The organism is Pseudomonas sp. B21-048, assembly GCF_024748615.1.
In the GTDB taxonomy this organism is placed as follows: domain Bacteria; phylum Pseudomonadota; class Gammaproteobacteria; order Pseudomonadales; family Pseudomonadaceae; genus Aquipseudomonas.
Window position 1 is genome coordinate 848774 of sequence record NZ_CP087168.1, and the last position, 15003, is coordinate 863776.

9 protein-coding genes and 1 pseudogene are annotated in these 15003 nt (G+C 61.2%); 8 read left to right on the forward strand and 2 right to left on the reverse strand.

Annotated elements, in window-relative coordinates; all coding sequences use genetic code 11:
* The first annotated feature begins 212 nt into the window (after positions 1 to 212).
* From LOY56_RS03780 to LOY56_RS26960, 4 genes are all read left to right on the forward strand, one after another.
* Positions 213 to 2420 (forward strand): DUF1631 domain-containing protein, encoded by a 2208-nt coding sequence (locus tag LOY56_RS03780; protein WP_258620021.1) that lies wholly within the window; start codon positions 213 to 215, stop codon positions 2418 to 2420.
* Positions 2421 to 2484: 64 nt separating this feature from the next.
* Positions 2485 to 3060: a 1,6-anhydro-N-acetylmuramyl-L-alanine amidase AmpD gene (ampD, locus tag LOY56_RS03785; RefSeq protein ID WP_258620022.1), complete on the forward strand. Its 576-nt coding sequence runs from the start codon at positions 2485 to 2487 to the stop codon at positions 3058 to 3060.
* On the forward strand, positions 3057 to 3893 hold the full coding sequence (ampE, locus tag LOY56_RS03790) for a regulatory signaling modulator protein AmpE (protein WP_258620023.1): 837 nt from the start codon (positions 3057 to 3059) through the stop codon (positions 3891 to 3893). Before ampD ends, ampE begins: the two co-directional genes overlap by 4 nt.
* 1624 nt (positions 3894 to 5517) lie before the next feature.
* Positions 5518 to 6222: a methyl-accepting chemotaxis protein gene (locus LOY56_RS26960; RefSeq protein WP_408980373.1), complete on the forward strand. Its 705-nt coding sequence runs from the start codon at positions 5518 to 5520 to the stop codon at positions 6220 to 6222.
* Positions 6223 to 6261: 39 nt separating this feature from the next.
* On the opposite strand, the gene LOY56_RS03800 is transcribed toward LOY56_RS26960, so the two are convergent.
* Both LOY56_RS03800 and cra read right to left on the reverse strand, forming a co-directional pair.
* Entirely contained in the window at positions 6262 to 7038 is a 777-nt protein-coding gene (locus LOY56_RS03800; protein ID WP_258620026.1) for a TatD family hydrolase, read from the reverse strand.
* 3 nt (positions 7039 to 7041) lie between these two features.
* On the reverse strand, positions 7042 to 8037 hold the full coding sequence (cra, locus tag LOY56_RS03805; protein ID WP_258620027.1) for a catabolite repressor/activator: 996 nt from the start codon (positions 8035 to 8037) through the stop codon (positions 7042 to 7044).
* A 302-nt stretch (positions 8038 to 8339) separates the two neighbouring features.
* On the opposite strand from cra, the gene ptsP reads away from it, so the two are divergent.
* The 4 genes and pseudogenes from ptsP to LOY56_RS03825 all read left to right on the forward strand — a co-directional run bounded on the left by ptsP (position 8340) and on the right by LOY56_RS03825 (position 14967).
* The gene (gene ptsP / locus LOY56_RS03810) at positions 8340 to 11201 is read left to right on the forward strand and encodes a phosphoenolpyruvate--protein phosphotransferase (protein ID WP_258620028.1); all 2862 of its coding nucleotides are present in this window, start codon (positions 8340 to 8342) and stop codon (positions 11199 to 11201) included.
* A complete protein-coding gene (gene pfkB / locus LOY56_RS03815) occupies positions 11201 to 12142 on the forward strand; it encodes a 1-phosphofructokinase (RefSeq protein WP_258620029.1) in 942 nt (313 codons plus the stop codon). The genes ptsP and pfkB overlap by 1 nt, the downstream gene beginning before the upstream one ends.
* Before the next feature lie 11 nt (positions 12143 to 12153).
* On the forward strand, positions 12154 to 13893 hold the full coding sequence (locus tag LOY56_RS03820) for a PTS fructose-like transporter subunit IIB (protein ID WP_258620030.1): 1740 nt from the start codon (positions 12154 to 12156) through the stop codon (positions 13891 to 13893).
* A gap of 160 nt (positions 13894 to 14053) precedes the next feature.
* Positions 14054 to 14967, forward strand: a pseudogene (locus LOY56_RS03825) (alkaline phosphatase D family protein).
* Positions 14968 to 15003 lie beyond the last annotated feature (36 nt).

Here is a 15003-nt window from a genome sequence, read left to right on the forward strand (position 1 = left end):
CTGATGGAAGGGCGCAGTCTGCTGGCACAAGGAGCGTCTTTTGCAGATAATTCGCCTTGCATTTGACGTCATAGCTTTGACGTAGCTTTGGGTTCCCGGTTTTTGAATGACAACGGGTGATGACAGTCCCCGTTGAGCGCCTGCTGTATGGCTTGCGTGCTCGGACTTTCTGACCGCACCGAAATGAAGAATCACCCTTTCAGGAGGCCTGGATGCACAACGACGGGAATGTAGTGCCTTTGCACAGGGCGACTACCGATCAGGCGACTCACTCGCCGCTCGCCCGCCTGCCTGTGATTCTGCTTCAGGTTCGCGACAAGGCCGCTCAACAGCTCAAGCAAGGTTTGCAGGCGCTGTTCGACAACGCCGACGACACCCTGTTCGAAATGGCCGACCGGGCCCGAAACGATGTCGAGCAAAACATCTTCTTCGAGGCGATGCGCGATTTGCGTCTAAAGCGCAAAAGCATCGAGCGCGGTTTTCTCGAGCAATTCTTCGAAGCTTTCGTCAACCTCATGCAGTACGACATTTCTCGAACTGCCTTGCCCAGGGCATTGGCTTTCGATGCCTTGGCGTCGATGCCTGATGACGACACAGAGCGCAACGTAGCGGTAGAGGCGATGGTCGGCAAAGTACTGAGCCGCGACGGTTTCGCCCTCGACCAGCTCACCGCCCGACTCAGCACACTGTTGGGCAAGATGCTGGTCGAACAGCACAACCCCATGGGGCCGACGCTGCTCTGCGAGTATTTCTTGCAGGCCGGGCGCAACCTGGGCATGGAGATCAAGGTCAAGCTGATCATCCTCAAACTGTTCGAACGGTATGTGCTCAGCAATGCTGACCAGCTGTACGCCGAAGCCAATCAATTGCTGATTGCCACCGGCGTGCTGCCCGACCTCAAGCCCGCACCGGCGCGACGCGCCATTGATCGGGCGGCGGCGTGTGTTCGGGGTTCTCCCGACGAGACAGGCGTGCGAACTGGCAATACGCCGATCGACAATAGCGTGCTGGAGGTCTTCGCCGCATTGCAGGAATTGCTGTTGCACGTGCGTGGCAGCGTTGCGCCGACCCTGGAAGTCAGTGCACAGCCCCAGCCCATTTCTACTCGCGACTTGCTGCGTCTGCTTTCGCACTTGCAGCAATACGTCCCGGCGCTGGCGGCTCAGGACGACTTCGATTTGCGTAACCAGCTCGAACAACTGCTGACCCGGGTCAGCGTCAAAAGTGGCAAGTCGCGTGTGGTGGGGGTAGCCGACGAAGACGTGATCAATCTGATTGCCATGCTCTTCGAATGTATCCTCGATGACCGCAACCTGCCGGACTCGCTCAAGGCACTGATCGGCCGTTTGCAGATCCCGATGCTGAAAGTTGCGGTGCTCGACAAGAGTTTTTTCAGCCGCGGCAGCCATCCCGCCCGGCGTTTACTCAACGAAATCGCCGCTGCAGCCATGGGCTGGGGCGAGTGCGATGACCATCAGCGCGATAGCCTGTACCTGCGCATCGAGCAAGTGGTGGCGCGCTTGTTGAACGATTTTGTCGATGACCCGACGATCTTTTCCGAACTGCTGGCGGATTTCCTCGCCTTCACCAGCGATGAGCGCCGTCGTAGCGAATTGCTCGAGCAGCGCACCCGCGACGCCGAAGAAGGCCGCGCCAGGACCGAACTGGCGCGCCAGCGTGTCGAGCAGGTGCTGAACCTGGCGTTGATGGGCAAAGTGCTGCCGCACAGCGTGGTGGCGTTTGTCCACGCGGCCTGGAGCAAAGTGTTGTTGCTGACCGGCCTCAAGCACGGTGATCAGTCCGCCGAATGGCATGCCGATGTGCAGACCATGGCACAACTGATCTGGAGCGTGCAGCGCCATGACGAACCCGACGCGAGCCTGCGCTTGTTGTCGCTGGTGCCGGGGTTGCTCAAGTCGTTGCGCGATGGCTTGAGCCGCTCGGCATACGATCCCTTTGCCACCCGTGAGTTTTTCAGCGAGCTGGAAGCTTTGCACGTTCAGCTGTTCGAACGACCGGCTCAGAAGAACCAGCCTGTTAACGGGCCGAAGATGATCGAAGTGCGGCAGGAAATCGTGCTTCGCACCGCTGACGAAGGCCCGGTCGAAAGGGCTTCGCTACGTGTGCCGGAGGGCGATGTTGCGCTGCTTCAGGTTGATCAGCTGCGCCTTGGCTGCTGGGTCGAGTTTCAGGAAGACGAGGAAAACACCCTGCGCTGCAAGCTGGCGGCGATCATTAAAGCCACTGGCAAGCACATCTTCGTCAACCGTACCGGGATGAAAGTGCTGGAGCACAGCCGTACCGGTCTGGCTCTGGAGTTCCGGCATGGCACGGTGCGAACGCTGGACGACACCTTGCTGTTCGATCGGGCGCTGGAGTCGGTGCTGGGCAACTTGCGACGGCTCAATCACGGCAAGTGATCGCGCGCGGAGGGTCTATCGCGGCATACTGGGCGCCAACACAGTCTTCGTTGAAGGAACCTGTATGCAGTTGGACCCCGCGAGCGGTTGGTGTCAGGGCGTGCGCATATGCCCTTCGCCCAACTTCAATGCGCGCCCCGAGGGCGAAATTTCCCTGCTGGTGATTCACAACATCAGTCTGCCGCCCGCGCAGTTTCTGACCGGCAAGGTGCAGGAATTTTTCCAGAATCGCCTGGATGTCACGGAACATCCCTACTTTGCAGGGATCGCCGACCTGCGGGTGTCTGCGCACTTTCTGATTGAACGTGACGGCACTGTCACTCAGTTTGTCTCTTGTCTTGAGCGCGCCTGGCACGCCGGCGTCTCGTGTTTCGATGGGCGGGACACCTGTAACGATTTTTCCGTGGGCATCGAGCTCGAAGGCACGGATGATCTGCCGTTCACCGACGCCCAATATCAAGCGTTGACGGCCCTGACGCGACAGCTGCAAAGCGCCTTCACAGGCATCACCGCACAACGCATCTGCGGGCATAGCGACATTGCACCCGGGCGCAAGACTGATCCGGGACCGGCGTTCGACTGGGCACGCTATCGAGCGGCTTTGACAAACGCCACTCTGGAAAAAAAGGAGCAACGATGAGTTTTCTGGTGCTGCTGTTGGCGGTGTGGATCGAGAAGTTTTCGGCCCTGCGCCATCGGGTTCAACGTGATGGCGGTTGGGTACGCGAGCTGAACAAGCTTGAAGCCAACCCACGCATGACAAACCGTCCATGGCTGATACTGGTTGTGCTGGTGTTGTTGCCGGTGGCGCTGCTGGGTTTGCTATTGGTGGTGCTGGAGCCGGTGGCCTACGGTTTGCTGGCGTTACCGGTTCACCTGCTGGTGGTGATTTACAGTCTGGGCCGTGGTGATCTACTGGCCGGCCTCGGACCGTTTCGCGATGCCTGGCGCCGGGAAGACCTGCAAGCCGCCGCCCATGTGGCCAAACGTGATCTGAATATTTGCGCTGACAGCGGCGAGCAACTGCTGGAGCGAGTTGAAGGGCATCTGCTGTGGCAGGCGTATCAAAGCTTTTTTGCGGTGATCTTCTGGTACTTCCTGCTGGGCCCGGTTGCCGCGTTGAGCTATCGACTGCTGGCATTGGCCGAAGAGCACGGGCAGAACCCGGCGGTGGTCGAGCGAGCGGCACAGCTGCGTCATGCGTTCGATTGGATGCCGGTGCGACTGCTGGCGGTGAGCTTTGCGCTGGTCGGCAACTTTGTCGCGGTCAGCCGGGTGATGCTGCATGAGCTGCTGAACTGGAACATCAGCGCCGCCCAATTGATCGAGAAGGTCGGGCTGGTGGCCGGTGAAATTCCTGCACCGGTGGTCGGGCCGGATGGCATCAACAGCCTCGACCGGATCTGGGAACTGCAGCTGCGCGCGGCGGTGCTTTGGTATGCCGGGTTTGCGTTGTGGACTGTTTTGTCCTAAGCCACAACACATGTGGCGAGGGAGCTTGCTCCCGCTGGGTCGCGAAGCGGCCCCCTGCGCCCATCCAGACAGACTATGTCCGGTTACGACTGTTTCTCAGCCGAGCGGGACGGTGCGGCGTTCCGACAAGCTCCCTCGCCATAGGGGGCTCATGCGCTCCAACAACGGCTTCCTGTCGTTAACCTTAAGTTACAAAATCCTCCGTCGATTTAGGCTATACAGAGACAGCGCCAATAGTGGCTATCTGCTGTATCTGCGCGCCCGCCATAAAAATAAGAATTCAAAGGGAGACTTCACAGTGAAGCGCTTGCTCTATCCCGCCGTCGCGCTGATGAATCGCCTGAGCTTCGGCATGAAGTTCAGCCTGATCAGCGTGCTGTTCCTCGTGCCAATGCTGGTGACCAACTTCTATCTGGTGCGCGATGCCTATCGCGAATTTCAAGGCACTCGGATCGAACTGCAAAGCCTCGACCTGCTGGGCAGTGGCCTGAGCCTGCGTCGGGATCTGGAAACCCTGAACAACCTGGTGCAGATCAACGTCACCCTTGGCCAGTCCGGCAAGGCAGGCAATGTTGAATCGACTATCAGTGCCTTGGAGCAAAGCGTTCTGACCCGTTTGCAAGGGCTGGCGGCGATGACCACTGACCCGGAACAAATCAGTTTTTTCGATGGCAAACGCGATGAAATGATCGCCGCGTTCAAGGCTCAGCAAGCGGAAAATTCCCTGCAAAGCAAAAGTGCGCTGATCGGCAAGTTGCTCGGCAATGCGCAGATTTTCAGCCAGATCATCGCCAGTCAGGCCGGCCTGAGCCGCGACAGCCAGAGCGACATGCGTCAGTTGAGCGAACTCATTACCAACGTCACGCCGGCCGTCACCCAAATGCTCGGTGAGGGCCGGGCGATGGGTTCTTACTCGTTGGGGCAGGGCTTTCTCAATTCGGCGTCGAGCACTCGTTTCGATGAGTTGCTGGCGCAGATCGAAAAGCTTCAGGCTGAGTACGGACTGAAGTTGAAGGATGCTCTGGGTTCCAGTAAAGCGGCGCACGAAACCCTGGTCGCTCAGGCCGAAAGCAGTAAGGCTTCTCTGAAAAAGGCCAGTGAACTGTTCGAAGAGCAAGTGGTGATGGCTGACACCCTCGATGCACCGTGGCAGACCTTTTACGATCAGGTTACGGGCCTGATCGACCAGACCTACCAACTCAACGAAGCCACTCTGAAATTTCTCGGTACCCAGTTGCAGCAGCGGCTGGAGCAGCACCGCACTCACATGATCCTGCAGGCAGTAGCGCTGGCACTGGTGTTTGTGTTGATTTTTTACCTCTATGGCGGTTTCTACGCCTCGACCCGCACCACCCTCAAGCGTCTTGGCGCGGTGATGGACAAGGTGGCGGCCGGTGACATGACCGTGACGTTCAGCGCCAACAGCCGCGATGAACTGGGCGAGTTGGGCGAGGTGTTCACCGGCACTGTGAAGAAGATCCATGACCTGATCGAGCGCGTGGGCCAAACCGTCAGTGAGGTCGAACGCCAGGCCGGCCAGGTTGAAAACGTGTCCGCCCAGAGCAATCAGGCAGTGGCGGGGCAGCGTACGCAGATCGAGCAGGTCGCCACCGCGATGAACCAGATGTCAGCCACGTCTCTGGAGGTGGCGCGCAGTGCCGCGGCGGCCGTCAGCAGCGCCCACAGCGTCAACGACGAAACCATCAGCGGGCGCGGCCTGGTGGAGTCCCAGCAGGGCAGCATCGCTGCACTGGCCAGTGAGATCGATCAGTCGGTGCGGGTGATCAATCAACTGGCCAGCGACAGCCAGTCCATCAGCCGTGTGCTGGAAGTGATCAAAAGCATTGCCGAGCAAACCAATCTGCTGGCCCTCAACGCGGCCATCGAAGCCGCGCGCGCGGGCGAGCAGGGCCGTGGTTTTGCGGTGGTGGCGGACGAGGTCCGGACCCTGGCCAAGCGCACCCAGCAATCGACCGAAGAAATCGAGCTGATGATCGCCAAGCTGCACGGCGGTGTCGGGGCGGCGGTCAAGGCGATGGGCACCAGCCATCAGATGGCCAGCGGCACGGTCGGGCAATCGGAAAAGGTCCAGCAGGCGCTGGAAAACATCCTCGGCGCCGTCGGCATGATCGTCGACCAGAACCAGCAGATCGCTGCCGCAGTAGAGCAGCAAACCGCCGTGGCTCACGACATCGACCAGAACATCGTCGAGATCAATCGCGCCGGCGAGCGTACCGCCGACGGCGCGCACCAGACTGAAAATGCCAGCCGAGCGTTATCGGCGCAGGTGGTGGAACTCAAGCAATTGATCAGCGCGTTCCGGGTTTGATACCGCACCGCTCCCACAGGGAATGTGTGTGGCGACTGATTACCAGTTGAACAACTCACACGCATTGGCAGTGCTGGCGGCAGCCAATCGTTCGGGGCTGACTGTCATGAGGGCGGCCAGCGCTTCGCAAATCGCTGGCAAGTGGGCCGGGCTATTGCGTTGGCCGGGAAACATGGCGGGGGCCATGTCCGGTGAGTCGGTTTCCAGTACCACCGATTCAAGGGGTAAACCGGCGAGCACCCGGTGCATGCGCAGGGCTTGCGGCCAGGTCGCGGCGCCGCCGAGGCCAAGTTTGAAACCGAGCTTGATGTATTCGCGCGCCTCTTCCTGGCTACCGGCGAAGGCATGAATGATCCCCGCGCGTTTCAAGCGAAATCGTTTGAGCGTAGCAATCACCGTCGCATGGCTGCGTCGCACATGAATCAGCGCCGGCAGATTGAAGTCCGCCGCCAGTTGCAGTTGGGCGTCGAACAATGCTTGCTGGCGCTCACGATCCAGGGTTTCGATGAAGTAATCCAGCCCGATCTCACCCACCGCGCATAGCTGTCGATGGCCCGCCAGACGCGTCAGCCAGTCACCGAGTTCGGTCAAATCCTCAGGGCGATGATCATCCAGATAGACCGGGTGCAAACCAAACGCCGCGTGCAGATCGGGATCGCTCTGCACCAGGTTCCAGACCCGCTGCCAATTGGCCTGATAAACCCCCAGCACCACGATCCGCCGCACGCCAAGGGCGCGGCACTCGGCCAGCAGCGCCTGACGATCCCCATCGAAATCCGGGAAATCCAGATGAGTGTGGGTGTCGATCAGTTCCACGGCTCAGTCCTGAAGAATACGCTGCTTGAAAGTCCGCGCGATGGCCTGCACGCCGGGTTGGTACTCGGCCTGTTCAATGGCTGCCAACGCCAGTTGCAGTGCCTTGTCGGCGATCAGTTGATGTTGCTGGGACATGGCGTTGACCGGCAGCGGCAGGAAGTCCAGCAACTGCGTATCACCGAAGGTGCCCAGGCGCAGCGGGCGATTCTTCAGCGGGAAGTCGTGCAAGGCATCGAACACGCCTTGCAGCAGCACATAGGAAGTGGTCACCAGCGCGTCCGGCAAATGGCCCAGGCGCTGAAGCAACGCTTCCATCAATTGTTTGCCGCACTCGCGGCTGAACGACTCGCCGTGTTCGATCAGCGCCTCGCCTGTGAAACCGTTCAGCGCTTCCTTGAAACCAGCGGCCCGTTCCTGGCTGATACTCAACTCGGGACGGGCACCGATCAGCGCGATCTGTTTGGGCAATGGATCCAGCAGGCTGCAGGTCAGCAGTAGACTCGCTTCGCGGTCGTCGCTGATCACCGAGCAAAAGTGCTCGGGCTCCATCACCCGGTCGATGGCGATGATTGGAATGCCTTTGGCCTGCAACTGACGATAACTGTCATCGCCGGCCGGCAGGCAACTGGCGACGATCAATGCGTCGCAGCGCCGGGCGCGGAACAGTTGCAGCAATTGCCGTTCACTGTCCGGCGCATCGTCGGAACTGGCGATCAACAACTGATAGCCGCGAGCCCGGGCGCCTTGTTCCAGCAGTTTGGCGATCCGTGCGTAACTGGGGTTTTCCAGGTCCGGCAGAATGAAGCCCAAGGTGCGAGTATGTCGACTGCGCAGCCCGGCGGCCTGAGGGTTGGGTGTGAAGCCATGCTGTTCGACCACGGCACGCACGCGTTCGACAGTGGCGCTGCTGATGCGCTGCTGTTCGGCCTTGCCATTGATGACATAACTGGCGGTGGTCACGGAGACGCCGGCCAACTGTGCAATATCACTGAGTTTCAACCCGGTTTTCCTTGTTTTTTCGAGCTTGCCCCGACATTTTCGCCAATCCTACCCGATTCAGGTAGGCGACCATTGTCGCAGCTCGTCCGACAATTGGACTTCAAGGATGAGACATTATCGAGTAACGTGCCTAACATTCTAGATTAAACGTTTCAGCAGGCGTATTTTCTACGTTGTAGGTCGCTTTGGTCGGTTCTGCCGCGAAACTGCCAAAACTACCCCCTGAAAAGGCGCTTTCAAGGGCCTAAGCTGAATCAATCAAAACAATACCTGGCGTCAGATGGCGCCAAAAAGGAGAAAGCATGCTCGAGCTCACCATAGAGCAGATATCCATGGGCCAGTCGGCTATGGATAAAGCCACCGCCCTGCAATTACTCGCTGACCGACTTGTGACCGATGGCCTGGTGGCGGATGGTTACCTCGCGGGCTTGCAGGCCCGGGAAGCCCAGGGCTCGACCTTTCTCGGCCAAGGCATCGCCATCCCCCACGGCACCCCGCAAACCCGCGATCAGGTATTCGCCACTGGCGTGCGCCTGATGCAGTTTCCTGACGGCGTGGATTGGGGCGATGGCCAGATCGTTTATCTGGCGATTGGTATCGCCGCCAAATCCGATGAACACCTGCGCCTGCTGCAACTGCTGACCCGCGCCCTCGGTGAAACCGATCTGGGCCAGGCCCTGCGCCGCGCCAGTTCCGCCGAAGCCTTGCTGAAACTGCTGCAAGGCGCGCCACAGGAATTGGCGCTGGACGCACAGATGATCGGCCTCAGTGTTTCTGCCGATGACTTTGAAGAACTGGTCTGGCGCGGCGCCCGTTTGCTGCGTCAGGCCGATTGCGTGAGCAACGGTTTTGCCGGCGTCTTGCAGCAGGTCGAAGCACTGCCGCTGGGCGATGGCCTGTGGTGGCTGCACAGCGAACAAACGGTGAAGCGTCCGGGCCTGGCGTTTGTTACTCCGGACAAACCCATACGCTACCTCGGTCAGCCGTTGAGCGGTCTGTTTTGCCTGGCCAGCCTCGGTGAAGCCCATCAGGCGCTGCTTGAACGCCTTTGCGCGTTGCTGATCGAAGGCCGTGGTCATGAATTGGGCCGTGCCACCAGCAGCCGCGCGGTGCTGGAAGTCCTCGGCGGTGAAGTGCCGGCGGATTGGCCAAGTGCACGCATTGCCTTGGCCAACGCCCACGGTTTGCATGCGCGCCCGGCGAAGATCCTCGCGCAATTGGCGAAAAGTTTTGAAGGCGAAGTCCGCGTGCGCATCGTCGATGGCCACGACAGCGCGGTGTCGGTGAAGAGTTTGAGCAAACTGCTCAGCCTCGGCGCCCGTCGCGGTCAGGTGCTGGAGTTCATCGCTGAGCCAACCATCGCCGCCGATGCTTTGCCAGCCTTGCTGGCGGCCATCGAAGAAGGCCTCGGTGAAGAAGTCGAGCCGCTGCCGGTCGTGAGCCAACAGCGTGAAGTAATCATCGATGTCGCCGAAGTGCTGCTTGCACCGGCCTCCGGCAGTCTGATTCAGGCGATTGCTGCTGCCCCGGGAATTGCCATCGGCCCGGCACATATTCAAGTGTTGCAAGTCATCGATTACCCGCTGCGCGGTGAGTCTGCCGCCATCGAGCGCGAACGCCTCAAGCAAGCGTTGGCGGATGTGCGTCGCGACATCGAAGGCCTGATCGAGCGCAGCAAGGCCAAAGCGATTCGCGAGATTTTCATCACCCATCAGGAAATGCTCGACGACCCGGAACTGACCGACGAAGTCGACACCCGCCTCAAGCAAGGCGAAAGCGCCGAAGCGGCGTGGATGACAGTGATTGAAGCCGCCGCCAAACAGCAGGAATCGTTGCAGGACGCCTTGCTCGCCGAACGTGCCGCCGATTTGCGTGACATTGGCCGTCGGGTGCTGGCGCAATTGAGTGGCGTCGAAACGCCGGCCGAGCCAGAGCAGCCGTACATTCTGGTGATGGACGAAGTCGGCCCGTCCGACGTGGCGCGTCTTGATCCGGCGCGCGTCGCCGGCATCCTCACCGCTCGCGGTGGCGCCACGGCCCACAGCGCGATTGTCGCCCGGGCCTTGGGCATTCCGGCGCTAGTGGGCGCAGGTGCCGCGGTGTTGCTGTTGAAACCGGGCACGCCGCTGTTGATCGATGGTCAACGTGGTCGCCTGCACGTGGACGCCGATGCCGCCACCTTGCGGCGCGCCACCGAAGAACGCGACACCCGCGAACTGCGCTTGAAAGCCGCCGCCGAACAACGCCATCAACCGGCGTTGACCACCGATGGCCACGCAGTGGAAGTGTTCGCCAATATCGGCGAAAGCGCCGGCGTCACCAGTGCGGTGGAGCAGGGCGCCGAAGGCATTGGCCTGCTGCGCACCGAACTGATTTTCATGGCCCACTCGCAAGCGCCGGACGAGGCGACTCAGGAAGTTGAATACCGTCGTGTGCTCGATGGCCTGGCCGGTCGACCGCTGGTGGTGCGCACCCTTGACGTCGGTGGTGACAAACCGCTGCCGTACTGGCCGATCGCGAAAGAAGAAAACCCGTTCCTCGGCGTGCGTGGCATTCGCCTGACCCTGCAACGTCCGCAGGTCATGGAAGCGCAGTTGCGCGCCTTGCTGCGTGCGGCGGACAACCGTCCATTGCGGATCATGTTCCCGATGGTCGGCAGCGTCGATGAGTGGCGTCAGGCCCGGGACATGACCGAACGCCTGCGCCTGGAAATCCCGGTGGCGGACCTGCAACTGGGGATCATGATTGAAGTGCCATCGGCCGCCTTGCTGGCGCCTTTTCTGGCCAAGGAAGTGGATTTCTTCAGCGTCGGCACCAACGACCTGACGCAATACACCCTGGCCATCGACCGTGGTCATCCGACCTTGTCGGCCCAGGCCGACGGCTTGCATCCGGCGGTGCTGCAACTGATCGACATCACCGTGCGTGCGGCTCATGCTCATGGCAAGTGGGTCGGCGTGTGCGGTGAACTGGCGGCCGATCCGCTGGCGGTGCCGGTGCTGGTGGGCCTGGGTGTGGATGAGTTGAGCGTGTCGGGCCGCAGCATTGCCGAGGTCAAGGCGCGCATTCGTGAACTCAACCTGACCCAGACTCAAACCCTTGCCCAACAGGCCCTGGCCGTGGGCAGCGCGAACGACGTTCGTGCATTAGTGGAGGCCCTGTAATGGCCAAAATCTTAACCCTGACCCTTAACCCGGCGCTGGACCTCACCGTTCAGTTGCCGGTACTTGCACCCGGTCAGGTCAATCGCAGTGATGAAATGCACACCCACGCCGCCGGCAAAGGGGTGAACGTGGCGCAGGTACTGGCTGACCTCGGGCATCAGCTGACCGTCAGCGGTTTTCTCGGGGAAGATAACCTTCAGGCGTTCGAAACCCTGTTCGCCAAACGCGGTTTTACCGACGCGTTTGTCCGTGTCCCCGGCGAGACCCGCAGCAATATCAAACTGGCGGAAAGCGATGGGCGCATCACCGATATCAACGGCCCGGGGCCGAGGGTCAGTGAAGCGGCGCAGCAGGCTTTGCTCGATCGTCTCGACCAGATTGCTCCCGGGCATGACGCGGTCGTCGTGGCCGGCAGTTTGCCCCGTGGCGTCAACCCTCAATGGTTGCGGGAGCTGATCCAGCGCTTGAAAAAGCGCGGTTTGAAAGTGGCGCTCGACACCAGCGGTGAAGCCTTGCGCGCAGGTCTGGCGGCCGGCCCGTGGCTGATCAAACCCAACACCGAAGAACTGGCCCAAGCGCTGGATTGCGAGGTGGCTTCCGTGGGCGCTCAAGCCGAGGCGGCGAGCCGTTTGCATGCGCATGGCATTGAGCACGTGGTGATTTCCGACGGTGCCGACGGGGTGAACTGGTTCAGTGTCGGCTCGGCCATGCACGCCACGCCGCCCAAGGTCAGTGTGGTCAGCACCGTCGGTGCGGGGGATTCGTTGCTGGCGGGCATGCTCCACGGTTTGCTCAGTGCCGACACGCCCGAACAGACCTTGCGCACCGCCACCGCGATTGCCGCCATGGCCGTGACCCAGATCGGTTTCGGCATCGGTGACGCCACGCAACTGGCGCACCTCGAACAGGGCGTGCGCCTGCGCCCCCTGACAGAACAATAAGAGGGTTTGCAATGAAATTAGCCATTGTTACGGCCTGCCCGAACGGCATGGTCACCAGTGTGCTGTGTGCTCGTCTGCTCGATGCAGCGGCCCAGCGTCAAGGCTGGAGCACCAGTGTCGAAGTCGTTGATGCGGCCCATCCGGAACGCCAACTGTCGGCCGCGACCCTCGAGGCCGCCGAGTGGGTGTTGCTAGTCACCAGCGCGCCGGTGGATATGTCGCGGTTCGTCGGCAAACGCGTCTTCCAGAGCACCCCGGCCCAGGCCCTGCAAGATGTCGAAGCGGTGCTGCGTCGCGGGGTGGAGGAGGCCGAGGTTTACGTCGCGCCCGAAGCCGCCGCCGAGCCGGCTGCCGTGGTTAAAAATGCGCCACGCCTGGTGGCTGTCACCGCGTGCCCGACCGGCGTCGCTCATACCTTCATGGCCGCCGAAGCCTTGCAGCAAGCGGCCAAGCGTCTGGGCTACGACCTGCAAGTGGAAACCCAAGGCTCGGTCGGCGCGCGTAATCCACTCAGCGCAGCGGCGATTGCCGATGCCGACGTGGTGCTGTTGGCGGCAGACATCGAAGTCGCCACCGAGCGGTTCGCCGGCAAGAAAATCTACCGCTGTGGCACGGGTATCGCCCTGAAACAAGCCGAAGCGACGCTGAACAAAGCCTTGGCCGAAGGCAAGCAGGAAAGCGCTTCGACCGGCGCCAAAGGCCCGGCCAAGCAAGAGAAAACCGGCCTCTACAAACACCTGCTGACCGGCGTGTCGTACATGTTGCCGATGGTGGTGGCGGGCGGCCTGATGATCGCCTTGTCCTTCGTGTTCGGCATCACCGCGTTCAAGGAGGAGGGTACGCTCGCGGCCGCGCTGATGCAGATCGGCGGCGAGACCGCGTTCAAACTGATGGTGCCGCTGCTGGCGGGCTACATCGCCTACTCGATCGCTGACCGCCCGGGCCTGGCGCCGGGGATGATCGGTGGTTTGCTGGCGAGCACCCTGGGCGCCGGTTTCATCGGCGGGATCATTGCCGGTTTCATCGCCGGCTATGCGGCGCAGGCGATCAATCGTTATGCGCGCTTGCCGCAGAGCCTTGAGGCGCTGAAACCGATCCTGATCATCCCATTGCTGGCGAGCCTGTTCACCGGTCTGGTGATGATCTACGTGGTCGGCAAACCGGTGGCCGGGATGCTCGCGGGGCTCACGCACTTCCTCGACAGCATGGGCACCACCAACGCCATTCTGCTCGGTGTGCTGCTGGGCGGCATGATGTGCGTCGACCTCGGCGGGCCGATCAACAAAGCGGCTTACGCGTTTTCGGTGGGGCTGCTGGCGTCGCAAAGTTATGCACCGATGGCCGCGACCATGGCTGCTGGTATGGTGCCGCCGATTGGCCTGGGCATCGCCACGTTCATTGCCCGGCGCAAGTTCGCCCAGACTGAACGCGAGGCCGGTAAAGCGGCGCTGGTATTGGGGTTGTGCTTTATCTCCGAGGGCGCCATTCCGTTTGCCGCCAAAGACCCGCTGCGGGTGATTCCGGCGAGCATCGCCGGCGGCGCGCTGACCGGTGCATTGTCGATGTACTTCGGTTGCAAACTCATGGCGCCCCACGGTGGGTTGTTCGTGATGCTGATTCCGAATGCGATCAACCATGCGCTGTTGTATCTGTTGGCGATCGTGGCCGGGAGTTTGCTGACGGCGGTGACGTATTCGGTGCTCAAACGGCCTGAGACGGTGGAGTTGGCGCTGGAGCCGGTCAAGGCATAGATCAAAAGATCGCAGCCTTCGGCAGCTCCTGCCCGGGATTGTGTTTGACCGTGATATGCGGCGTACATCGAACCTGGAGCTGCCGGAGGCTGCGATCTTTTTTGTGTCATGCCGGATTCACACAGCCATGCTTAAGTTTTCCTTTTTCAGGGAGAACACCATGAGCGAATTCGACCTCGGCCGCCGTCGTGTCATGCAAGCCGTTGGGGCCGGGCTGTTGATGCCTGGCCTGGCGCCGGCGGTGATTGCTTCGTTCAAGGATCGGCCGCAACTCACCGATGGTGTGCAGTCCGGCGACCTGTTGGGCGACCGGGCGATGATCTGGAGCCGTAGCGACCGTGCGGCGCGGATGGTGGTGGAATGGGACACGCGTAGCCTGTTCAGCAACCCGCGTCGATTCGTCTCGCCATTGGCCGATGCCCGCACCGACTTCACCGCACGGGTCGAACTCAGCGGCCTGCCCGCCGATCAGGCAATTTTCTACCGCGTGACGTTCGAAGACGCCCAGAGCGGTGTCGCCAGTGAACTCTGGTTCGGCCATCTGCGCAGTGTGCCCAGCGCTCGGCGGGATATTCGGTTCGTCTGATCGCCGCCGACATGCCCATCGGCCTCGGTGTCCCGGACGGCGAAGTCAGCCCCGGTGTGGCGCGTTGGGAAGCGGTGGCCAACGGTGATCCGGGCCCGGCTCAGGGCCGTGAACTGGAGATCGCTGAATTGCTCGGTTTTCTGCGGGCGCAGCAGGTGCGCAATTTCGTCTGGCTGACGGCGGATGTGCATTACTGCGCGGCGCACCATTTCCACCCCGACCGCGCGGCGTTCCAGGATTTCGAACCGTTCTGGGAATTTGTCGCGGGGCCACTGAATGCGGGGAGCTTCGGGCCTAACGCGCTGGATAAAACCTTCGGCCCCGAGGTGGTATTCCAGAAGGCACCCGCGGCGCAGAACACCTCGCCGTTTGCCGGGTTTCAGTTTTTTTGCGAGGTGAACATCGATGGGCAGAGGGGGGAGTTGAGTGTCGTGCTGCGGGATCTGGATGGGGTGGGGGTGTTTGAGCGTAAGTTGCAGCCGGTTTGAGGCCGCATGATCGTTCCCACGCTCTGCGTGGGAATG

What these genes read in the sequence shown, in the direction of transcription:
- LOY56_RS03780 (WP_258620021.1), top strand. Translation starts at nt 213, where the DNA reads ATGCACAACGACGGGAATGTAGTGCCTTTGCACAGGGCGACTACCGAT.
- ampD (WP_258620022.1), top strand. Translation starts at nt 2,485, where the DNA reads ATGCAGTTGGACCCCGCGAGCGGTTGGTGTCAGGGCGTGCGCATATGC.
- ampE (WP_258620023.1), top strand. Translation starts at nt 3,057, where the DNA reads ATGAGTTTTCTGGTGCTGCTGTTGGCGGTGTGGATCGAGAAGTTTTCG.
- LOY56_RS26960 (WP_408980373.1), top strand. Translation starts at nt 5,518, where the DNA reads ATGTCAGCCACGTCTCTGGAGGTGGCGCGCAGTGCCGCGGCGGCCGTC.
- ptsP (WP_258620028.1), top strand. Translation starts at nt 8,340, where the DNA reads ATGCTCGAGCTCACCATAGAGCAGATATCCATGGGCCAGTCGGCTATG.
- pfkB (WP_258620029.1), top strand. Translation starts at nt 11,201, where the DNA reads ATGGCCAAAATCTTAACCCTGACCCTTAACCCGGCGCTGGACCTCACC.
- LOY56_RS03820 (WP_258620030.1), top strand. Translation starts at nt 12,154, where the DNA reads ATGAAATTAGCCATTGTTACGGCCTGCCCGAACGGCATGGTCACCAGT.